This is a genomic window from Pseudomonas sp. TH31, assembly GCF_016650815.1.
Classification (GTDB): Bacteria; Pseudomonadota; Gammaproteobacteria; order Pseudomonadales; family Pseudomonadaceae; genus Aquipseudomonas.
Window position 1 is genome coordinate 434,703 of sequence record NZ_JAEKEZ010000006.1, and the last position, 21,635, is coordinate 456,337.

Consider the following 21,635-nt stretch of genomic DNA (forward strand, 5'->3'; position numbering starts at 1 on the left):
TATGGCTTATCAGTTCGACTTTATGCCGGTGGTGCAAAACACCGACCTGTTGCTGCGCGGTGCGCTGTTCACCCTTGAACTGACGGCCATCGGCGCGGTGTTCGGGGTTGGCCTGGGCATCGTCGGGGCACTGGTACGGGCCTGGAACATCCGTCCGTTTTCCGCGCTCTTCGGGGTCTACGTCGAGTTGATCCGCAACACGCCGTTTCTGGTGCAGTTGTTTTTCATCTTCTTCGGTTTGCCGTCGCTGGGTGTGCAGATCTCCGAATGGCAAGCGGCGGTGCTGGCGATGGTCATCAACCTCGGCGCCTATTCGACCGAAATCATCCGCGCCGGCATTCAAGCGATCCCACGGGGCCAGCTGGAAGCCGCGGCGGCATTGGCGATGAGCCGTTTCGAAGCTTTTCGCCACGTGGTTCTGCTGCCGGCGCTGAGCAAAGTCTGGCCGGCGCTGAGCAGCCAGATCATCATCGTCATGCTCGGCTCGGCGGTTTGCTCCCAGATCGCCACCGAGGAGCTGAGCTTCGCCGCCAACTTCATTCAGTCACGCAACTTCCGCGCCTTTGAAACCTACACCCTGACCACGCTGATCTACCTGTGCATGGCGCTGCTGATCCGCCAGCTGTTGAACTGGATCGGCCGTCGCTACATTGCGAGGAACAGCCAATGAGCGATTTCACCTTCTGGGACATCGTGCGCAACCTGCTCACCGGCCTGCAATGGACGTTGGCACTGTCGCTGGTGGCGTTTATCGGCGGTGGCTTGATCGGTTTGCTGATCATGGTCATGCGCATTTCGAAAAAAGCCCTGCCGCGCAACTTCGCCCGCACCTACATCGAACTGTTCCAGGGCACGCCGCTGTTGATGCAGTTGTTTCTGGTGTTCTTCGGCGTGGCGCTGGCCGGGCTGGAGATTTCCCCGTGGATGGCCGCGGCCGTGGCGCTGACGCTGTTCACCAGCGCTTACCTGGCGGAGATCTGGCGCGGTTGCGTCGATTCGATCCCCAACGGCCAGTGGGAAGCCTCGTCGAGCCTGGCGCTCAACCCGCTGGAGCAATTGCGCTACGTGATCCTGCCGCAAGCCCTGCGCATCGCCGTGGCGCCGACCGTGGGCTTCTCGGTGCAAGTGGTCAAAGGCACCGCGGTCACCTCGATCATCGGCTTCACCGAACTGACCAAGACCGGCGGGATGCTCGCCAACGCGACGTTCGAACCGTTCATGGTCTACGGCCTCGTGGCTCTCGGTTACTTTTTGCTCTGCTACCCCTTGTCCCTCAGTGCGCGCTATCTGGAAAGGAGACTGCATGCCTCTGCTTAGAATTTCGGCCCTGCATAAATATTACGGCGACCACCACGTGCTCAAAGGCATCGACCTGAGTGTCGAGGAAGGCCAGGTGGTGGCGATCATCGGCCGCAGCGGCTCGGGAAAATCCACGTTGCTGCGCACCTTGAATGGCCTGGAGTCGATTAACGACGGCGTGATCGAAGTCGACGGCGAATACCTGGACGCCGCCCGCGCGGACCTGCGCAGCTTGCGGCAGAAAGTCGGGATGGTATTCCAGCAGTTCAACTTGTTTGCGCACCTGACGGTTGGCGAGAACGTGATGTTGGCGCCGCAAGTGGTGCCCAAGGCAAAAGCCAAAGAACTGGCAAAAGAGATGCTGGAACGGGTCGGACTTGGGGAGAAGTTTGATGCGTTCCCCGATCGCTTGTCCGGCGGTCAGCAGCAGCGCGTGGCGATTGCCCGGGCGTTGGCGATGTCGCCGAAGGTGTTGCTGTGCGACGAGATCACCTCGGCACTGGACCCGGAACTGGTCAATGAAGTGCTGAGCGTGGTCCGGCAACTGGCCAGGGAAGGCATGACGCTGATCATGGTCACCCACGAAATGCGCTTCGCCCGGAGGTTGGGGATAAGTTGGTGTTCATGCATCAGGGCAAGGTGCATGAGGTGGGGGATCCGAAGGTTTTGTTTGCCAATCCACAGACGGTGGAGCTGGCGAATTTTATCGGGACGGTTGAAGCGGCGGCGGGCTGAAAGATCTTTAGTGCTTGTAAGGCCTCTTCGCGAGCAAGCCCGCTCCCACATTTAACCGAGTACCTCAGCAAGAACGCGGTCAACTGTGGGAGCGGGCTTGCTCGCGAAGAGGCCATCAGCCACGGCGCAGGTACCCCGCGCTGAAAGATCGCAGCCTTCGGCAGCTCCTACGCGTTGGCGCCAGCGTTTGATCGTGGCACGATGTCGAGGTTATCGACCGAGACCCCCTGACCATGCCGCAATCCCAAGCCAAGAATCTGTCCCTGATCGCCGCAATCGACCTGGGCTCCAACAGCTTTCACATGGTCGTGGCCAAGGCCCAGAACGGCGAAATCCGCATTCTTGAGCGCCTCGGCGAAAAGGTCCAACTGGCCGCCGGCATCGACGACGAGCGCCAGCTCAACGAAGAATCCATGCAGCGCGGGCTCGATTGCCTGAAGCGTTTTGCCCAACTGATCAACGGTATGCCCCCGGCGCCGTGCGGATCGTCGGCACCAACGCCCTGCGTGAAGCCCGTAACCGGGCCGAGTTCATCCACCGCGCCGAAGAAATCCTCGGCCACCCGGTGGAAGTCATCTCCGGCCGTGAAGAAGCGCGCCTGATCTACCTCGGCGTCTCCCACACCCTCGCCGACACCCCAGGCAAACGCCTGGTGGCCGACATCGGCGGCGGCAGTACCGAATTCATCATCGGCCAGCGCTTCGAGCCTCTGCTGCGCGAAAGCCTGCAAATGGGCTGCGTCAGCTATACCCAGCGCTATTTCAAGGATGGCAAGGTCACCCCGGCCCGTTACGCCCAGGCGTACACCGCGGCGCGGCTGGAGATCATGAGCATCGAGCACGCCCTGCACCGCCTGACCTGGGATGAAGCCATCGGCTCCTCGGGTACCATCCGCGCCATCGGCCTGGCGCTGAAGGCTGGCGGTCACGGCACCGGCGAAGTGAATGCCGAAGGCCTTGCCTGGCTCAAGCGCAAGCTGATCAAGCTGGGTGATGCCGAGAAAATCGACTTCGAAGGCATCAAGCCCGACCGCCGCGCGATCTTCCCGGCGGGCCTGGCGATCCTCGAAGCCATCTTCGACGCCCTCGAACTGCAACGCATGGATCACTGTGAAGGCGCCCTGCGTGAAGGCGTGCTCTATGACCTGCTGGGCCGCCATCATCACGAAGACGTCCGTGAGCGCACCCTCAGTTCGCTGATGGAGCGTTACCACGCGGATCTGGAGCAAGCCGCGCGAGTTGAACGCAAGGCCCTGCATGCTTTCGACCAAGTCGCCGCAGACTGGGACCTGGACGACGGCGTCTGGCGCGAATTGCTGGGTTGGGCCGCCAAGGTCCATGAAGTCGGCCTGGACATCGCCCACTATCACTACCACAAGCACGGCGCCTACCTGATCGAGCACTCGGACCTGGCAGGATTCTCCCGCGAAGACCAGCAAATGCTCGCGCTGCTGGTGCGCGGTCACCGCCGCAATATTCCCCGGGACAAGTTTGCCGATTTCGGCAAAGACGGCATCAAGCTGATTCGCCTTTGCGTGCTGCTGCGCTTTGCGATCCTGTTCCACCACATCCGTGGCACCCAGGAAATGCCCCAGGTAGTGCTCAAGGCCAATGGCGACAGCCTGGATGTGTTGTTCCCGGAAGACTGGCTGGACGAAAACCAGCTGACCCAGGCGGATTTCGCGCTGGAAGCGGAATGGCTGACGCGGGTGGGTTTCACACTTAACGTTAGCTAATTGCGCAATACCCCGTAGGAGCTGCCGAAGGCTGCGATCTTTTGATCTTGATCTTGTTGGTACCGCTGAAAAGCAAGATCAAAAGATCGCAGCCTTCGGCAGCTCCTACGGGGGACGGTTTTCACATAAACGTCCGGTGAAAACAAAAATGGCGATCCGCAGGGATCGCCATTTTTTATGAGCCGACGTTTGGGTTAACGCACCGCCAGAATCGGGCTGCCCAGCCGCTCCAGCAACGTTGCCTGGGCACTGCGCGGGTTCTGGTTGCCGGTCGGTGTGTTGCGGATGTAACGACCGTCCGACTGCAGGCTCCAGCTGTGGGTGTTATCGGTCAGATAAAGCTCCAGCTCTTTCTTGACCCGCATGATCAGCTTCTTGCCTTCCACCGGGAAGCAAGTCTCGACGCGCTTGTCGAGGTTGCGCTCCATCCAGTCGGCACTGGAGAGGAACATCTGTTCTTCGCCGCCATTGAGGAAGTAGAAGACCCGGGTGTGTTCCAGGAAGCGGCCAATGATCGAGCGCACGTGGATGTTGTGGGAAACCCCCGGGATGCCCGGACGCAGGCAGCACATGCCACGCACCACCAGATCGATGCGCACACCGGACTGGCTGGCCTTGTACAGCGCGCGGATGATCTTCGGATCGGTCAGCGAGTTGAACTTGGCAATGATGTGCGCCGGTTTGCCGTCGAGGGCGAACTGAGTTTCCCGGGCAATCATGTCGAGCATGCCCTTCTTCAACGTGAACGGCGCGTGCAGCAGCTTCTTCATGCGCAGGGTCTTGCCCATGCCGATCAACTGACTGAACAGTTTGCCGACGTCTTCGCACAAGGCGTCGTCGGAGGTCAGCAGGCTGTAGTCGGTGTACAGGCGGGCGTTGGCCGCGTGGTAGTTACCGGTGCCCAAGTGCGCGTAACGGACAATCTCACCGGCCTCGCGACGCAGGATCAGCATCATCTTGGCGTGGGTCTTGAAGCCGACCACGCCGTAAATCACCACCGCACCGGCCGCTTGCAGACGGCTGGCCAATTGCAGGTTGGACTCTTCGTCGAACCGCGCACGCAATTCGATTACCGCCGTGACTTCCTTGCCGTTACGCGCAGCGTCGACCAGCGCATCAACGATTTCCGAATTGGCGCCGGAGCGGTACAGGGTCTGACGGACCGCCAATACATGCGGGTCCTTGGCCGCCTGGCGCAGCAAGTCGACCACCGGGGTGAACGACTCGAACGGGTGCAGCAGCAGGATGTCCTGCTTGCTGATCACACTGAAAATGTTTTCGCTGTTCTGCAGCAATTTCGGGATCTGCGGCGTGAACGGCAAGTATTGCAGCGCGCGCTGACTGTCCAGGCCAGTGATGCTGAACAGGCGGGTCAGGTTGACCGGACCGTTGACCTGATACAGCTCGGTCTCGTGCAGGTTGAACTGCTTGAGCAAGTAGTCGGACAGGTGTTTCGGGCAGGTGTCGGCGACTTCCAGACGCACCGCATCGCCGTAGCGACGGGAGAACAACTCGCCGCGCAGGGCGCGAGCCAGGTCCTCTACATCTTCGGTATCGACTGCCAGGTCGGCGTTTCGGGTCAGGCGGAACTGGTAGCAACCCTTGACCTTCATGCCCTGGAACAGGTCATCGGCGTGAGCGTGGATCATCGACGACAGGAATACATAGTTGTCGCCAGCGCCGCCGACTTCTTCCGGAACCTTGATGACCCGTGGCAGCAGACGCGGTGCCGGGATGATCGCCAGGCCGGAATCGCGACCGAAGGCGTCGATGCCTTCGAGTTCGACGATGAAGTTCAGGCTCTTGTTCACCAGCAACGGGAACGGGTGCGTCGGATCGAGGCCGATCGGGGTGATGATCGGCGCGATCTCGTCGCGAAAATAACGGCGAACCCAGGTCTTGAGCTTGGTCGTCCAGTAACGGCGACGGATGAAGCGGACCTGATGTTTCTCCAGTTCCGGCAACAGAATGTCATTGAGGATCGCGTACTGGCGGTCAACGTGACCGTGTACCAGTTCGCTGATCCGGGCCAGGGCCTGGTGCGGTTGCAGACCATCGGCGCCGGCCTGTTCACGGGCAAAGGTGATCTGCTTCTTAAGGCCGGCCACGCGAATCTCGAAGAACTCGTCCAGGTTGCTGGAGAAGATCAGCAGAAATTTCAGCCGCTCCAGCAACGGGTAGGACTCATCCAGCGCCTGCTCCAGCACGCGGATGTTGAACTGCAGTTGCGAGAGCTCGCGATGGATGTACAGGCTGCTGTCATCCAGGCCGGGAATGGCAATCGCTGCCGCCGGCGCCGCAGCAGCGGGCTCGGCCACTACTGGGGCGGGAGCTGGCTCCACGTCCGGCGGGGTTTCGTCGATTTGCTCCACCACGGGTTGAGCTTCCTTTTCAGCAACTTCAGAGAGTCCTTCGGTATTCATCGAATGTTCCTGGGAGGGCTATTTTTGCTCTCGTAACAATTGGGCGGCGCGCACGGCAAAGTAAGTCAGGATGCCATCTGCGCCTGCACGTTTAAAAGCGGTCAGGGATTCGAGAATAACCCCTTCGCTCAACCAGCCATTCTGGATCGCCGCCATGTGCATGGCGTATTCGCCGCTGACTTGGTAAACAAACGTCGGCACTTTGAATTCTTCTTTGACCCGGTAAAGGATGTCCAGATACGGCATGCCTGGCTTGACCATGACCATATCCGCACCTTCTGACAAGTCCGCCGCCACTTCGTGCAGGGCTTCGTTGCCGTTGGCCGGGTCCATTTGATAGGAGGCCTTGTTGGCCTTGCCCAGGTTCAGCGCCGAACCGACCGCATCGCGGAACGGGCCGTAATAGGCGCTGGCGTACTTGGCCGAGTAGGCCATGATCCGCACATTCACCTGATCGGCCAGCTCGAGGGCTTCGCGGATCGCCTGGATGCGACCGTCCATCATGTCCGACGGGGCCACCACCTGAGCGCCGGCTGCGGCGTGGGACAGGGCCTGCTTGACCAGTGCGTCGACGGTGATGTCGTTCTGCACGTAGCCTTCTTCGTCGAGGATGCCGTCCTGGCCGTGGGTGGTGAACGGGTCAAGGGCGACGTCAGTGATGACGCCCAGCTCCGGAAACCGATCGCGCAGGGCGCGAGTGGCGCGTTGGGCGATGCCGTTCGGGTTCCAGGCTTCGGCGGCATCCAGCGACTTGAGCTCTGGCGGCGTGACCGGGAACAATGCGACTGCCGGAATCCCCAGTTCGACCCACTTGGCCGCCTCGATCAGCAACAGATCGATGGTCAGGCGTTCAACGCCCGGCATCGACGCCACCGCTTCGCGACGGTTTTCACCGTCCAGCACGAACACCGGCAGAATCAGGTCATCGACGGTCAAAACGTTTTCACGGACCAGTCGACGCGAAAATTCATCACGACGGTTACGACGCAGGCGGGTTGCAGGAAACAAACGGTTGGCGGGGGTAAAGCTCACGGCAGACTCCTGAGCCCGCGCTGGCGGGCGAGCGTGACAGTTATAAGCGGCCATTATGACGAACACATGACGGTTGTGCTTAGCCCTGCGTCACGTAGCCGCATTCCATTGTCGTTGTAGGAATTGTTCACGTCGAGACACATTTGGACACTTTCATGAATGTGCACGAAGGGTTAGGCTGCGCGTTCATTTCGCTAGCACCCAGACAATGCTCCAACAATTTCTGCATGACTTCGGCTACTTTGCCCTTTTTCTCGGCACATTCTTCGAAGGCGAAACCATCCTGGTGCTCGCGGGCTTCCTCGCGTTTCGCGGATACATGGACATCAATCTGGTCGTCGTCGTGGCGTTCTTCGGCAGTTATGCCGGTGATCAGCTGTGGTACTTCCTGGGGCGCAAGCACGGCCGCAAATTACTGGCGCGCAAACCGCGCTGGCAAATGATGGGTGACCGGGCGCTGGAACATCTCCGCAAGCACCCGGACATCTGGGTCCTGAGCTTCCGCTTTGTCTATGGTTTGCGCACGGTGATGCCGGTGGCGATCGGCCTCTCGGGCTATCCGCCGGGACGTTATCTGCTGCTCAACGGGATTGGTGCCGCGGTCTGGGCCAGCGCCCTGGCGGCGGCGGCCTACCACTTCGGTGCGGTACTTGAAGGCATGCTCGGCAGCGTCAAGAAGTACGAGCTGTGGGTGCTGGGTGCCCTGTTGATCCTCGGCCTGGTCCTGTGGCTACGCCGGCGGTTCAAAAATGCTCGCCTGGCGAAGAAGATCTACGCCGACGAGCAGGCTGAACTGGCCCAGACCGCCGAGGCTAAGACGCCAGTCGAGTGAAACGGTTTCTACAGCAGTAGAGACCGATGCCACTGAGCAGGCTGTAACTGATCAGGCCGGCCCAGCCCTGCGCGCTGGCCGGCCACAGCCCGACCAGCGGCGCCAGCCATACCAGCGGCACGTTCGACGCCAGCCGCAGCAGCTCCAGCTTCCACGCCCACGGGCGATTCTCCAGGGCCACGCCCAGCGTAAACAAACCCAGCGCCATCGCACTCCAGCCGAGCACCATGGCGGTGGTCGGCAGGCTCTGTTCCAGACTCATCAAATAGCTGCCCAAGGCGATGTAGACGCAGAACTGCAGCGCCACATACAGCTGCTGCCGGCCGTCCAGCGGCACTTCGAATTTGCGGAACTGGTTCAGGTCCGGCTTGTTCATCGGGTACTTGGCCGCCACGTCCGCCGGCCGCCAACCGGTGCGCATAAACCAGATTCGCAGCTTGTCCCACTGGCTCTGCGCCCGCCGGGCGTCATCCCACAATTGCACATAGAACTGCAGATTGGCCCACAGCGGATTCCAGCTCGCCAGTGGCGTGGTCACGCCGAAAATCACCGGTTCGCTGTCGTCTTCTTCCTGGAAGGAGCCGAACAGACGGTCCCAAATAATGAACACCCCGCCGTAGTTGCGATCCATGTAGAGAGCGTTCTGTGCATGGTGGGCCCGATGATTGGACGGCGTGACGAAAAACCACTCGAACCAGCCGAGCTTGGGAATGTGTTGGGTGTGTACCCAGAATTGATACAGCAGGTTCAGCGCCGCGACGCTGACGAACACCAGCAGCGGCACGCCGAGCACGGCCATGGGCAGATAGAAGATCCAGCCCAGCAGAAACCCGGTACTGGTCTGGCGCAGGGCCGTGGAGAGGTTGTAGTCCTCGCTCTGGTGATGCACCGAATGCGCCGCCCAGAGGATGTTGCGCTCGTGGCCCATACGGTGCAGCCAGTAATAGCAGAAGTCGTAGAGGACGAAGGCAAGCACCCAGACCCAGGCACTGTCGCCCGAGAGTTTGAACAGCGCCAGATGCTCGAGCGCAAACGCATACGTCAGCAGCCCCACACCCTTGGTCAGCAGGCCGGTGGTGGTCGACAACACGCCGGTGCTCAGGCTGTTGATCGCGTCAGCCACGCGGTAGTTGCTCACTGCGCGCCAACGGTCGGCCAGCAGTTCGACGGCTATCAACACAAAGAAAAACGGCACCGCATACAGAATGAAATTCATGACGCGACCTGATCGCAATGGTGATGACTGATCCTGGGTGTAACCGCGAATTAACTCTATGGCAACCCGCGACAAATTAGTGGACATTTAACGCCATGAATCTGGAGAAAAGCCCATGAGCAAAAAAATTGCAGTGATCCTTTCCGGCTGTGGCGTGTACGACGGCGCCGAGATCCACGAAAGCGTGATTACCTTGCTGCGACTGGACCAACGCGGTGCCCAGGTACAGTGTTTTGCACCGAACATCGCCCAGATGCATGTGATCAACCACCTGACCGGCGAAGAAATGCCCGAGTCGCGCAATGTGCTGGTGGAATCGGCGCGCATCGCCCGAGGCAACATCAAGGACATCCGCGAGGCCAGCGTCGAAGACTTCGATGCGCTGATCGTGCCCGGCGGTTTCGGGGCGGCGAAGAACCTCTCCAACTTCGCGGTCGAGGGTGCCGGGTGCTCGGTCCAGCCGGACGTTCTGGCCCTGACGGAAGCCTTTGCCGAAGCCGGTAAACCCGTGGGGTTGATCTGCATTTCGCCAGCGCTGGCGGCGAAGATCTACGGGCCGGGCGTGACCTGCACCATCGGCAACGACGCCGAAACGGCAGCGGCGGTGAACAAGATGGGCGCGACCCACGCCGATTGCGCGGTGAGCGATATTGTCGAGGACAAGGCGCGCAAGCTGGTGAGTACGCCGGCGTATATGCTGGCGCAGTCGATCAGCGAAGCGGCTTCGGGGATTAACAAGTTGGTCGACCGGGTGCTCGAACTGACCCACGAAAATGACGCTTAAAGCAGCAAGATCAAAGATCGCAGCCTTCGGCAGCTCCTACAGGGGTTGGCGTTGACCGTCGGTCGCGGTCAATGTAGGAGCTGCCGAAGGCTGCGATCTTTTCAGGGTTTTCGGGTCAAACGGGTCAAAATCCGGTCCAGCGCATTGGCAAACGCCTGTTTCTCCCGTTCGCCAAACGGCGCGGGCCCACCGCTCATCTGGCCCTGCTCTCGCAGGTCGGTGAACAGGTTACGCACCGCCAGCCGGTCTCCCATGTTCTGCGCGTCGAACTCTTTGCCGCGCGGGTCCAGCGCTGAAACGCCCTTCTTCACCAAGCGGTCAGCCAGCGGCACATCGCTGCAAATCACCAGCTCGCCGGGTACTGCGTGTTCCACCAGGTAATCGTCGGCCGCGTCCGGGCCGCTGGGCACCACGATCAGCTTCACCAGCGCCAGACCCGGTTTGATCTGCGGCTGACCGGCCACCATCACCACTTCGAACTGGCGCTTGAGGGCGAACTTCACCACCAGATCCTTGGCTGCCCGTGGGCAGGCGTCGGCATCGATCCAGACACGCATTTTATTAACCTCTTAAAAACAAAAGATCGCAGGCTTCGCCAGCTCCTACATGAGATCAACGTACACCCGTAGGAGCTGGCGAAGGCTGCGATCTTTTAAAGAATCACTCGGTCAGGAGACTTGCACCCGCCGCTTCTCGGCCATCCGGCTACGACTGTAAAGCACGACAATCGCAATGATCGCCACCGCCTGCGCACTCAGCGAATACGCATCAGCGTGGATGCCGAGCCAGTCGAAGTCAAAGAACGGCACCGGCCGGGTGCCGAAGATTCCGGCTTCCTGCAACGCCTTCACGCCGTGGCCGGCAAACACCACCGACAACGCGCACAGCAACCCGGCGTTGATACCGAAGAACAGCGCCAGTGGCAGTTTTGCCGAGCCACGCAGGATCACCCAGGCCAGACCGACCAACAGCACCATCGCCGTCGCGCCGCCCGCAAGCACCGCGTTATGCCCGGCAGGGCCCGCCTGCAACCACAGGGTTTCGTAGAACAGGATCACTTCAAACAGTTCGCGATACACCGAGAAAAACGCCAGGATCGCAAAACCGAAACGTCCGCCGCCGCCCACCAGGCTGCTCTTGATGTAATCCTGCCAGGCTGCCGCATGGCGACGGTCGTGCATCCACACGCCGAGCCACAACACCATGACGCTGGCGAACAGCGCCGTGCAGCCTTCCAGCAGTTCACGCTGGGCGCCGCTGACATCAATCACGTACGCTGCCAGCGCCCAGGTCCCCAGGCCCGCCAACAGCGCCAGCCCCCAACCGACGTTGACACTGCGCACCGCCGATTGCTGGCCGGTATTGCGCAGGAACGCGAGGATCGCCGCGAGCACCAGAATCGCTTCCAGGCCTTCGCGCAGTAGAATCAACAGGCCAGAGATGTAGCTCAGCGACCAGCTCAAACCATCGCTGCCGAGCAGGCCAGCCGACTCCTTCAACTTGGCCTTGGCCGCGTCCAGGCGCTGTTCGACCTGAACCACCGGCAAGCCATCCTGCAACGACTGACGGTAGGCCATCAGGGATTTTTCAGTGTCTTTGCGCACGTTGGCGTCGACGTTATCGAGGGAGCTTTCGACCAACTCGAAGCCTTCCAGGTACGCCGCCACCGACAGGTCGTAAGCCTGATCGTGTTCGCCGGCACGGTAAGCGGCAATGCTCTTGTCCAGAGTTGCCGCGGTGTAGTCGAGCAACTGTGCCGGGCCACGCTTGACCTGCGGCGGTTGCGCCCGTTGTGCGCGGAAGGTTGCCAAGGCTTGCGGACCCTCGGCGGCCAGTACTTCGGCCGGTGTCTGGCGGGCCAGGTCGGCGATGTTGTAGGTCTTTTCGGATTTGGCCGCGGCCGGGTCGGCGCTGAAGCCAGCGATGTAGGTGGCCAGGTCCCAGCGTTGACGATCATCCAACTGATCGGCAAAGGACGGCATATCGGTGCCTTCGACGCCTTGACCGAGGGTGCTGTAGATCGCGTAGAGGCTGAGGCGATCCAGTCGCGCCGCATCACGCAGGTTGGCCGGTGGCGGCGTCATGCCAACGCCTGCCGGGCCGTCACCGACACCCGCGTCGCCGTGGCACACCGAGCATTGCTGCGCGTACAGCGGCGCACCGCGAGTCGGGTCCGGGGTAATCACCGGAGCCTGGCTGACTTCATACGCGACGGCCAGTTTCGCGCCGAGTTGGCGAGCCTGTCGGGCAACGTCGGTGCCGTCCATGCGTGCAGCAATCGCGGTGCGCAGGTTGTTGACGCCCAGCTCCAATTCGGCGCGCTCGGGTTTGGCCGGCAACTCGGCGATCAAACCTTGCAGAACACCCAGAAATTCCTGCTGCTCGAGGTATTCAGACTCGTCGATAACCTTGCCCGCTTCGACCGCCATCGGGTAATCAGCACCAATGTAATCGAGCAAATGCAAGGCCTTTGGCGCGCCTTCGGCAGTTTCGGCCTGCGCATTGAGGCTGCAGAACGCAATAACCGGCAGCACTAGCCACGCCAGAAAACGGGAGGAGGCAGTCATGAATGAATCTCAAGGGTAAATACGAAGTAATACATTGTTCACTTCCAATGACTTTCACTCAAGCTTTGTTGGTATTTCCTGTTCAGCTGCGCATACATTCAACGGCGAATTGCCACCTCCTCGCCGCATCCGCTCAGGGAAGAATCATTGTTGATGCGCGCCTCTTTTTCTCGCTGCCGCAGAGCTGCGACCATCAAGTGGTCATCCTGCGCACAATAAACACCGTGGCATTCGTCGTCGTAAAGACAGAAGTACAGACTTCGCTGGCGCCCGTATCAGGCCAGAAACAAGTAGTGGCACGCCGTGAAAATACGCAATTAAAAAGCCACTACATAGCCAGCATCCGCGCTTATAATGCCACGCCCTCGCGATAGCGAATCGGCATTTAAGCTCCTCTTTTTGAGGAATTGGCAGGAAGCCAGACTCCCTGCCGATAGGTCCCAACAGCCCGACCAGCAAGCGCGGCTGCCTATACTCAGGGAAGAAGTACCCCCCTATGGCCTCTCGCGCCCTTACCTCGATCGCACTCAGCGCGGTCACCTTGCTCTGCGGTTGTACGGCATTTCGCAACTACGACTCCGAACTCGCGCAAACCAATCAGCAACTGGCCGCCGGCAACGTCGATGCCGCGCTGACCCTGCTGGAAAAGAACAACACCGGCCCGGACAAAGACCTGCTTTATTACTTCGAGAAGGGTGAACTGCTGCGCGCCAAGGGCGACTTGTCCGGCAGCCAGAATGCCTGGAGCAGCGCCGATCAGGTGGTGGGCAAATGGGAAGACTCGGTCAAGTTCGATACCGACAAGTACCTGGCACAGTTCGGCAGCTTCCTGGTCAACGACAAGGTCCGTCGCTACGAAGGCTACGACTACGAAAAAGTCATGCTGACCACCCAGATGGCGCTCAATCTGCTGGCAGTGAACGACTTCGACGGCGCGCGCATGTCGATCAAGAAGACCCACGAACGCGAAGCGGTAATCGCTGATCTGCGGGACAAGGAATACCTCAAGAGCGAAGACGATGCCGAGAAACAAGGCATCAAGACCCAATACAAAGACCTGCAGGGTTATCCCGTCGCCAGCCTTGACGCGCCGGACGTGGTCAGCCTGAAAAACAGCTACCAGAGTGCGTTCAGCCATTACCTGGCCGGTTTCGTCTACGAAGCATTGGGTGAAAAAGACCTCGCCGCGCCGGGTTATCGCAAGGCCGCCGAGCTGCGCCCGAACACGCCACTGCTCGAACAGGCACTGGTCAACCTCGACAAGCCTGCCAAGGATGACGACAGCGATATTCTGATCGTGGTGCAAAGCGGTCTGGCGCCATCCCGGATTCGATCCGCATTCCGCTGCCATTGCCGATCAGCAACCAGATGGTGATCACCCCGCTGTCGTTCCCGATTATCAAGCCGGACACCTCGACTGCCATCCTCACCCAGATCGGTGTGGACGGTCAGCAGTTGAACCTGACTCAACTCAACAGCACTACCGCCATGTCCCGCCGCGCCCTGCGTGACGACATGCCAGGCATCATCCTGCGCACCACCGTACGTGCCGTGACCAAAGGCGTGGCACAGAAGAAGATCAACGAAACCAACCCGCTGGCGGGTCTGGCAGTCGGTATTTCTTCAGCGGTGCTTGAAGGTGCCGATACCCGTACGTGGCGCACCTTGCCGGACTACACCCAAGTGGTACGCCTGCGCTTAAAGAAAGGCGAGCACCAAGTCACTCTGCCGAGTGCCGTGGGCGGTTCGGTGGTCAAGGTGACTGTCGATCAGCGCTATCAGGTCATCAGCTTGCGCGCCGTGGGTAACCACGTATTCGCCAGCGGCCTGGCCGCGCACGTGATCCAGAGCGCCAACCCAACCGCAGTAGCCAGCCTCAAACAACCTTAAGAACGGAGTCTTTGCATGCGCTTCAAAATCATCGCTGTCGCCGCCCTGGCCTTGCTGGCCGGTTGCGCTACCCCGCCACCGCCGGAGCCAGGCAGCGCTGCGAGTAAAGTCGTGGCCATGGGCCCGCTCAAGAACATCGTGGTCGGCGCCATGCGCGTCGCCCGGGAAAATGGCTTCATGACAGTCAATGTGCAGTTGAGCAACACCCTTAACAGCAACAAGACGTTCTACTACCGCTTCGCCTGGCTCGGCCCCGAAGGTTTCCCGGTTGCCGATGAAGAAGTCTGGAAAAGCATGACGATGTATGGCGCGCAGACCAGCTTCATTCAGGCCATTGCGCCAACCGCCAAAGCCGTGGATTTGCGTCTCGAAATCAAGACGCCTTAAGCCCCACACCCTATTCGTTCAGTTCTAGAGAGCATTCCCATGTTTGCACGCTTTTCGTTCATCGCCATCCTCGCCCTGCTGGCCAGCGGCTGCGCCAACACCTCGCCAACGCTGGGTAGCAAGAACATCAGCTACGGTGACACCAAGGCTGTGGAAACCGTGACCAACGAGTTCGGTTCCACCGACCTGCAGATGATCGCCGAGTCCATGACCCGTTCCCTGGCCCAGTCCGGCATCATGCAGGGTCGCCCGGTGGTTCAGGTCTACGACGTGAAGAACAAGACCAGTGAGTACATCGATACCCGCGAAATCACCACCAGCATCAAGACTCAACTGATGAAGAGCGGTGTGGCACGTTTCGCCAGCGATAACACCGCGATGCAGAGCCAGGTTGACCAGCTGAAGCTGCAAAACCAGAGCGGCCTGTACAAGAAAGCGACCGTGGCCAAGACCGGCAACATGATCGCTGCCAAATACCGTCTTGAAGGCTCGATCAGCTCGATCGTCAAGCGCAGCAGCGACTACAAGGACGTCTTCTACAAATTCAGCCTGCAATTGATCGACGTTGAAAGCGGTCTGGCCGAATGGATGGACGAAAAAGAGATCCGCAAAACCACGGAGCGTTAATCAATGCGCACATGGATTGGCATGATAGCCCTGGCTTGCACGCTCAGCGTGCAAGCGGCCCCGAAAGTGGCAGTCACGGATCTGGCGTATCAGGAACGTGTGGAGCAATACATCCACACCGTCTCGGCGCAGAGCAATTACCGCGAGGGTTACTACAGCGCCAGCGGTTCTTCGAGCTACAACGAGTACGAGGCCAGGACCAGCTACATCGAGCAGACCGAGCTGCGTAAATTCACTGGCGACATCAAGGGTGAAATCCTGCGCACCGGCATGTTCCAGCTGATTCAGGGCACGCCTTATACCGCTTCGTCCAAGGGTGACATCTACGATGTGATCAAGCGGATCAAGGCCGGTAACTTCAAGGGCGCGGATTACGTGCTGTTCGGCACGGTGTCGGACATCGACTTCACCCAGGACACGAACGAGCTGGCGAACACCGACAGCTATTCAGCGGTGCTGGCGTTGACCCTGGTGGCGGATTTCAGCCTGATCAACACCAAGACCTTCGAAATCACCTCGGCCTTCACGGCGATGGGCGAAGGCCAGGACACCAAACTGGTGAATGGCCGGGACATCAAGATTTCGCTGAACCGTCCGCGGGTGGTGCGTGACGTATCCAAGGCATTGGGCGAGGACGTGGCCGGGCAACTGAGCCAACATCTCGGCGGCGGCAGTTACGAGAAGCCGGGGCAAGCCCCGCAGCGTAACAACCTGCCACGGGATACGGCGCCGGTTATTTTACGCTGAATCTGACGCTGATCGTTCCCACTGCGTAGGAACGATCAGGCGCCCCGAAGAGGTTAATTCCGATCAGTTAAGAACATCTCAAGGTGACACGCGCTCTTTGTAGCAGCTGGCGAAGCCTGCGTTCGGCTGCGCAGCAGTCGTTAGATCAGCTCCCCGGTTCTTTCAGGCAAACCGCGTGTGCAGGATTTACGACTGCTTCGCAGCCGAACGCAGGCTTCGCCAGCTGCTACAGATCGCGTTTAGCTTAACTGATCGGCATTACCTGAAGAGGTCGCCTTTTTGTGCCCAAGGGTTTACATCACCGCTTTGCGCAGCGTCGCCATGAACGCCGCAGCACCGATGAACAGCCCGGCAAACGTGCGGTTCATGCGTTTCTGCTGTTTGGGGGTGCGCAACAGTCGCAGCACTCGGGACGCCAGCCCGGTGTAGCCGGCCATGACGATCAGGTCGACACAGATCATCGTCGCACCGAGGATCAGGTACTGAGCCACCAACGGTGCGTGCGGGTCGATGAACTGCGGCAACACCGCCAGCATGAACACCAACGCCTTGGGGTTGCTGATGTTCACCAGGAAACCACGGAATACCAGCGCCAGCGGCTTACCGATCTGGCGCACAGACGCCTCATCGCTCATGTCGCTGGGCAGCGCACGCCATTGCTTGACCGCGAGATAAACCAGATAAGCCACACCAAACCATTTGATCGCATAGAACGCGGTAGCCGAAGCTGCGAGGATCGCACCGACACCGGCCGCTACAATCGCAATCTGCAACGCCAGGCCCAGTTGCAAGCCCAGGGCATTCCAGTAGCCGCGCCAGAAACCGTAGCGCAGGCCGCTGGACATCGACGCAATCGCGCCGGCACCGGGAGACAGACTGATCACCCAGCAGGCAGCAAAAAACGCCAGCCATGTTTGAAGCACCATCGCACACCTCGACTCAGACTCGTGACAGACGTCTAAACTAATGCGGCTTTGGCGCAATGACTACCGATTTTTGTCGGAGGGCCCTTTCGCGAGCAGGCTCGCTCCCACAGTAGATCGGTGGCGCTCACAAATCCCCTGGGGGAGCGAGCCTGCTCGCGAAAGCAATGTGTCAGGCAACAGAAGGCTTATTTTTCAAACCCGCTCGAAGGAAACACATCACTCCCGCGCCAGCGTCGAACCGAGCGCTGGAAGAACAGGCTGTTAGGCACTTGCACCATCGCGCTGCCAGTTCCCGCCTCTTCAGCTTCGATCAACGTGGTGAAGAGCAAATTGATCGCTACCACCCGGCCTTTGACGCCGGGCTTGTCGAGGGTGTCCACCAACTCGACCACATCACCGATGCGGAACGGGCCGACAGTGAAGATCAGGATCGCGCACAGCAGATTGGAGAGCACGCTCCACATGGCGAAGAACGCCACCGCAGCCACCGCGACGAACCCGGACAGCGCGGTCCAGAGCACCGTGGCCGAAACGCCGAGACGTTCCAGTACAAAAATCAGCGCGCTGCCCATGATCAGCCAGCGCAGACCACCACGCAGCGGCATCAGCAGTTGCGGCGGAAACGGGTAACGATCGCCCAGTCGGGTCAGGCCTTTGGCGACGAAGCGCTGGGCAAAATACCCGGCCAACAGGATCAGCAGGATTTGCACGCCGAGCCAGATCGGCTCGACCCACATCGCCGGCAGCGGCAGCTTGAAGGCGTCCATCAGGACAGCGCCTCCAGCTCCGCCTGCATGCTTTCCAGCAGTTCCAGGGCTTCCATCCAGGATTCTTCCAGTTGCGCTTCACGCACCTTCAGCTTGGCCTGTTCGGCCAGCAGATCACGCAATTCGTTCTTGCGCGCCGGCTCATAAATATCGCTGTCGCCGAGGCTGGCATCGATCTTCGCCAGCTTCTCGTGCAGCTTGCCCAGCTCGGCTTCGAGCTTGTCGGCTTCACGCTTGTGCGGCGCCAGTTGCTGACGCAACGCAGCGGCAGCCTGGCGCTGAGCCTTCTTGTCGGTCTTGTCCGGGTTCACCGGCGTGTTGCTGACCGGGGCGTTGCGCTGGCGATACTCCACCAGCCAACGGGTGTAGTCCTCCAGATCGCCGTCGAACTCTTCGACTTTGCCGTCCGCCACCAGATAGAAGTTGTCGGTAGTGCTTTTGAGCAAATGACGATCGTGGGAGACCACCAGTACCGCACCGCTGAATTCCTGCAACGCCATGGTCAGCGCCAGGCGCATTTCCAGGTCCAGGTGGTTGGTCGGTTCGTCGAGCAGCAACAGGTTCGGCCGCCCCCAGGCGATCAACGCCAACGCCAGACGGGCCTTCTCGCCACCGGAGAAGTTCAGCACCGGCTCATCGATACGCGCACCGCGGAAGTCGAAACCGCCGAGGAAGTCGCGCAAGGTCTGCTCGCGCTCGGTCGGCGCCAGGCGCTGCATGTGCAGCAGCGGGCTGGCTTTGGAGTCCAGAGAATCGAGCTGATGCTGGGCGAAGTAGCCGACCACGGTGTTCTCGCCACGGGTCAGGCGACCGGACAAGGGCTCGAGCTCACCGGCGAGGTTTTTGATCAGGGTCGATTTACCGGCACCGTTGGGGCCGAGCAAACCGATGCGCGCGCCGGGGGTCAGTTGCAGCTTGACCTTCTCCAGCACGGCTCGTTCGCCATAACCCAGGCGAGCATCGGAGATATCAATCAACGGGCTGGATATTTTGTGCGATTCGCGAAAAACGAAGTCGAACGGCGAATCGACGTGAGCGGCGGACAGCTCTTCCATCCGCTCCAGCGCCTTGATCCGGCTCTGGGCCTGACGGGCCTTGGTGGCCTGGGCCTTGAAGCGGGCGATGTAGCTTTCCATGTGCGCGCGTTGCGCCTGCTGCTTCTCGTAGGCCTGCTGTTGCTGGGCCAGGCGTTCGGCACGGGCGCGTTCGAAGGCGCTATAGCCGCCGCGGTACAGGGTGATCTTGCGCTGATCGACGTGGGCCACGTGATCGACCACGGCGTCGAGGAAGTCCCGGTCGTGGGAGATCAGCATCAACGTGCCGGGATAGCTCTTGAGCCAGTCTTCGAGCCAGATGATGGCGTCGAGGTCCAAGTGGTTGGTCGGTTCGTCGAGCAGCAGCAGGTCCGAGGGGCACATCAATGCCTGCGCCAGGTTCAGACGCATCCGCCAGCCACCGGAGAAATCGCCGACCTGACGATCCATCTGATCGTTGGTGAAGCCCAAACCGGCCAGCAGCTTGCGCGCCCGGGCGTCGGCGGTGTAACCATCGGCGCTGTCGAGTTCGGCGTGCAGGCGCGCCTGGGCGGCACCGTCATGGGCTGCTTCGGCGGCGGCGAGGTCGCGTTGCACCTCACGCAGGCGCAGGTCGCCATCGAGCACGTAGTCGACCGCGATGCGATCGAGGGTGTCGATCTCCTGGCGCATGTGGGCGATACGCCAGTCGCCCGGCAGCAAGCAGTCGCCCGAGTCCGGGTGCAGGTCACCCAGGAGCAAGGCGAACAGGCTCGATTTGCCGGCGCCGTTGGCACCGATGAGGCCGGCTTTGTGGCCGGCGTGCAGGGTCAGCTCGGCGTCTTCTAGCAGACGTTGCGGGCCACGCTGTAAAGTCAGGTTCTGAAGTCGAATCATAATGGCGGCGGAGTCTACCAGCTTCGCTCGCAACTGGCGCGAGTAGCACTATGTCCTCTGACCTGTGGAGCTTTTCCCTTGGCACTTACGCCCGCCCCGGCGTTGAAAGCCTGTGCCTGCAATTGCAGTCGGCGGGGGCAAATGTCTGCCTGCTGCTCTGTGGCCTATGGCTGGAACAACGGGGTGTGGGCTGCAGCGAGCAACGCTTGCAGCAACTTTTTCAGGTGGCCGGGCCTTGGGAGGTGAATGTCGTGCAACCGATGCGCACGTTACGCCAGCAATGGAAAGCTGCCGCCGCTGACGACGCCGAACTCAATGCGTTACGCGAGCAAATCAAGGCGCTGGAGCTGGAGGCCGAACGGCATCTGCTATTGCAACTGGAACGCACGGCCCAAGGCTGGCCGCAAGGTGAGGTGACCGAACCATCGGCCTGGCTGGAAGGTGTGGCGGCTGGCGCCGCCAACCTGGACCGCGACGCGCTGCTTCAGCTGCGCGTCGCGGTAAGCGGCACTTAGGAAGCGCTGGTTGGGGTGGTTGCAGTGCTCGACGTCGTTGCCGGGGTTGGCGCAGCGGTGGCTGTCGAGGTAGTTGCGGCCGGAGCAGACGATGCTGCAGAAGCCGGGGTAGCAGGCTTGGCGACTGGCGCGGCAGCCGGTTTGGCGGCGACTGGTTTTTTCACTGCTGGTTTCGCAGCCGGTTTTGCAGCAGCAGGTTTTGCAGCCGGTTTTGCAGCAGCAGGTTTCGCAGCCGGTTTCGCAGCCACTGGCTTCGCAGCGGGCTTGGCGGCGCTGGCGGTAGCCGGTTTTGCAGCAGCCGTTTTAGCAACCGGCTTGGCGGCTGGTTTGGCGGCCGCCGTTTTGGCCGCTGGTTTTGCTGCAGGCTTGGCCGGTGCTTTTGCAGCAACCGGTTTGGCAGCGGTTTTAGCCGCAACTGGCTTGGCGGCCGGTTTGGCAGCGGGTTTTGCAGCAGCGGTTTTAGCCGCTGGTTTAGCGGCTGGTTTTGCAGCGGCAGTTTTTGCAGCAGCCGGTTTGGCAGCCGTTGCTTTAGCCGCGGGTTTCGCAGCGCTGGCAGCGACCGGTTTTTTTGCTGCAGGTTTTGCTGCGGCTTTGGCCGGCGCTTTGGCAACCGGTTTGGCGGCAGGCTTGGCGGCTGCTTTTGCAGCAACCGGTTTGGCAGCGGCTTTCTTGGCAGGTGCCGCAGCTGGCTTGGCCGAACGCAGGGACAACGCCTTGCTGACAGCCTCTTGTACGCGACCGACGCCCTGGGCCAATTTCAGGCTTTCTTGAGCATCACGCTTGAGTTGCAGAATGTAGCCGCGGGTCTCGGACTGACGATCCTTCAAAGCATCGAGCAGGTCTTCGAGCTGCTTCACTCCGTCCTTGGCCTTGGCTTGTGCCTTGGCTTTGCCGGCCGAAGCAGCGTCCTGCAATTTGGTACGGGATTTGTGCAGTTTTTCTTGCGCTTTTCCGCGCTGCTTTTCCAGTTTGGCGAGCAGTTTTTCAGCATCAGCCAAGGCTTGGGAACAAGCGGTTTCCAAATGCTCGAGCAGGCTGCCCGAAAGTTGTTGGAGTAAGTGCAACGGAGTATTTACAGGCTTCTTGGTGGCCGACATGGTTTACCTCCTGGCTGACGTGAATGCGGCTCATACTAGACCTCTGCTGACACCGCCGCTAGGTCATGTTGACAGTATCGAAAGCGTGGCGTTGCAGCGGATTGAAAATGTTCTGCGTCTGCGTAAAAGCAGTTCACCGTTTAACC

The 21,635-nt window shown here is 60.5% G+C and carries 18 protein-coding genes and 3 pseudogenes; 12 read left to right on the forward strand and 9 right to left on the reverse strand.

The window, feature by feature from the left end:
• The first annotated feature begins 1 nt into the window (after window position 1).
• The 4 genes and pseudogenes from JFV26_RS05125 to ppx all read left to right on the forward strand — a co-directional run bounded on the left by JFV26_RS05125 (window position 2) and on the right by ppx (window position 3,769).
• The gene (locus tag JFV26_RS05125) at window positions 2-670 is read left to right on the forward strand and encodes an amino acid ABC transporter permease (protein ID WP_201190325.1); all 669 of its coding nucleotides are present in this window, start codon (window positions 2-4) and stop codon (window positions 668-670) included.
• Window positions 667-1,317, forward strand: coding sequence for an amino acid ABC transporter permease (locus tag JFV26_RS05130; protein ID WP_201190327.1), 651 nt, complete (start codon window positions 667-669; stop codon window positions 1,315-1,317). The genes JFV26_RS05125 and JFV26_RS05130 overlap by 4 nt, the downstream gene beginning before the upstream one ends.
• Window positions 1,304-2,034, forward strand: a pseudogene (locus JFV26_RS05135) (amino acid ABC transporter ATP-binding protein). The gene JFV26_RS05130 and the pseudogene JFV26_RS05135 overlap by 14 nt, the downstream one beginning before the upstream one ends.
• A 233-nt stretch (window positions 2,035-2,267) precedes the next feature.
• Window positions 2,268-3,769 (forward strand): annotated as a pseudogene (ppx, locus tag JFV26_RS05140) (exopolyphosphatase).
• A gap of 194 nt (window positions 3,770-3,963) precedes the next feature.
• Here ppx and ppk1 read toward each other — a convergent pair.
• Entirely contained in the window at window positions 3,964-6,192 is a 2,229-nt protein-coding gene (ppk1, locus tag JFV26_RS05145; protein ID WP_201190329.1) for a polyphosphate kinase 1, read from the reverse strand.
• Window positions 6,193-6,210: 18 nt separating this feature from the next.
• Window positions 6,211-7,224: a porphobilinogen synthase gene (hemB, locus tag JFV26_RS05150; protein ID WP_201190331.1), complete on the reverse strand. Its 1,014-nt coding sequence runs from the start codon at window positions 7,222-7,224 to the stop codon at window positions 6,211-6,213.
• A 208-nt stretch (window positions 7,225-7,432) separates the two neighbouring features.
• Between hemB and JFV26_RS05155 the strand changes: the two genes are divergently transcribed.
• Window positions 7,433-8,056, forward strand: coding sequence for a DedA family protein (locus tag JFV26_RS05155; RefSeq protein WP_201190333.1), 624 nt, complete (start codon window positions 7,433-7,435; stop codon window positions 8,054-8,056).
• Here the strand turns inward: JFV26_RS05155 and JFV26_RS05160 are convergent.
• Complete coding sequence (locus tag JFV26_RS05160; RefSeq protein ID WP_201190334.1) at window positions 8,037-9,272, reverse strand: sterol desaturase family protein; 1,236 nt, start codon at window positions 9,270-9,272, stop codon at window positions 8,037-8,039. The two genes, JFV26_RS05155 and JFV26_RS05160, sit on opposite strands and share 20 nt — an antisense overlap.
• 115 nt (window positions 9,273-9,387) lie before the next feature.
• Here JFV26_RS05160 and elbB point away from each other — a divergent pair, with 115 nt between their 5' ends.
• Window positions 9,388-10,056, forward strand: a complete 669-nt coding sequence (elbB, locus tag JFV26_RS05165; protein WP_201190336.1) for an isoprenoid biosynthesis glyoxalase ElbB — start codon at window positions 9,388-9,390, stop codon at window positions 10,054-10,056.
• Window positions 10,057-10,157: 101 nt separating this feature from the next.
• Here the strand turns inward: elbB and JFV26_RS05170 are convergent, their stop codons facing one another.
• Together JFV26_RS05170 and JFV26_RS05175 are read right to left on the reverse strand one after the other, a co-directional pair.
• Window positions 10,158-10,613, reverse strand: coding sequence for a YaiI/YqxD family protein (locus tag JFV26_RS05170; protein WP_123403905.1), 456 nt, complete (start codon window positions 10,611-10,613; stop codon window positions 10,158-10,160).
• 111 nt (window positions 10,614-10,724) lie between these two features.
• Entirely contained in the window at window positions 10,725-12,623 is a 1,899-nt protein-coding gene (locus JFV26_RS05175) for an FTR1 family protein (protein WP_201190338.1), read from the reverse strand.
• A 2-nt stretch (window positions 12,624-12,625) separates the two neighbouring features.
• Between JFV26_RS05175 and JFV26_RS05180 the strand changes: the two genes are divergently transcribed.
• From JFV26_RS05180 to JFV26_RS05200, 5 genes and pseudogenes are all read left to right on the forward strand, one after another.
• Entirely contained in the window at window positions 12,626-12,997 is a 372-nt protein-coding gene (locus JFV26_RS05180) for a hypothetical protein (protein ID WP_201190689.1), read from the forward strand.
• Window positions 12,998-13,119: 122 nt separating this feature from the next.
• Window positions 13,120-14,513 (forward strand): annotated as a pseudogene (locus JFV26_RS05185) (COG3014 family protein).
• A gap of 15 nt (window positions 14,514-14,528) precedes the next feature.
• Window positions 14,529-14,900 (forward strand): YcfL family protein, encoded by a 372-nt coding sequence (locus JFV26_RS05190; protein WP_201190340.1) that lies wholly within the window; start codon window positions 14,529-14,531, stop codon window positions 14,898-14,900.
• A gap of 39 nt (window positions 14,901-14,939) precedes the next feature.
• On the forward strand, window positions 14,940-15,527 hold the full coding sequence (lpoB, locus tag JFV26_RS05195; protein ID WP_201190342.1) for a penicillin-binding protein activator LpoB: 588 nt from the start codon (window positions 14,940-14,942) through the stop codon (window positions 15,525-15,527).
• A 3-nt stretch (window positions 15,528-15,530) separates the two neighbouring features.
• Window positions 15,531-16,274, forward strand: a complete 744-nt coding sequence (locus JFV26_RS05200; protein ID WP_201190344.1) for a penicillin-binding protein activator LpoB — start codon at window positions 15,531-15,533, stop codon at window positions 16,272-16,274.
• A 293-nt stretch (window positions 16,275-16,567) separates the two neighbouring features.
• Here the strand turns inward: JFV26_RS05200 and JFV26_RS05205 are convergent, their stop codons facing one another.
• The 3 genes from JFV26_RS05205 to JFV26_RS05215 form a co-directional block, all read right to left on the reverse strand.
• Entirely contained in the window at window positions 16,568-17,200 is a 633-nt protein-coding gene (locus tag JFV26_RS05205) for a LysE family transporter (RefSeq protein ID WP_201190346.1), read from the reverse strand.
• 185 nt (window positions 17,201-17,385) lie between these two features.
• Window positions 17,386-17,967, reverse strand: a complete 582-nt coding sequence (locus JFV26_RS05210; protein WP_201190348.1) for a mechanosensitive ion channel family protein — start codon at window positions 17,965-17,967, stop codon at window positions 17,386-17,388.
• Window positions 17,967-19,877 carry an ATP-binding cassette domain-containing protein gene (locus JFV26_RS05215; protein ID WP_201190356.1) on the reverse strand — a complete coding sequence of 637 codons (1,911 nt, stop codon included), beginning with the start codon at window positions 19,875-19,877 and terminating at the stop codon, window positions 17,967-17,969. Before JFV26_RS05215 ends, JFV26_RS05210 begins: the two co-directional genes overlap by 1 nt.
• Before the next feature lie 50 nt (window positions 19,878-19,927).
• On the opposite strand from JFV26_RS05215, the gene JFV26_RS05220 reads away from it, so the two are divergent.
• Complete coding sequence (locus JFV26_RS05220; protein ID WP_201190358.1) at window positions 19,928-20,392, forward strand: TIGR02444 family protein; 465 nt, start codon at window positions 19,928-19,930, stop codon at window positions 20,390-20,392.
• Here the strand turns inward: JFV26_RS05220 and JFV26_RS05225 are convergent.
• Window positions 20,389-21,489: an AlgP family protein gene (locus JFV26_RS05225; protein WP_201190360.1), complete on the reverse strand. Its 1,101-nt coding sequence runs from the start codon at window positions 21,487-21,489 to the stop codon at window positions 20,389-20,391. The genes JFV26_RS05220 and JFV26_RS05225 overlap by 4 nt on opposite strands.
• Between the last annotated feature and the right edge of the window lie 146 nt (window positions 21,490-21,635).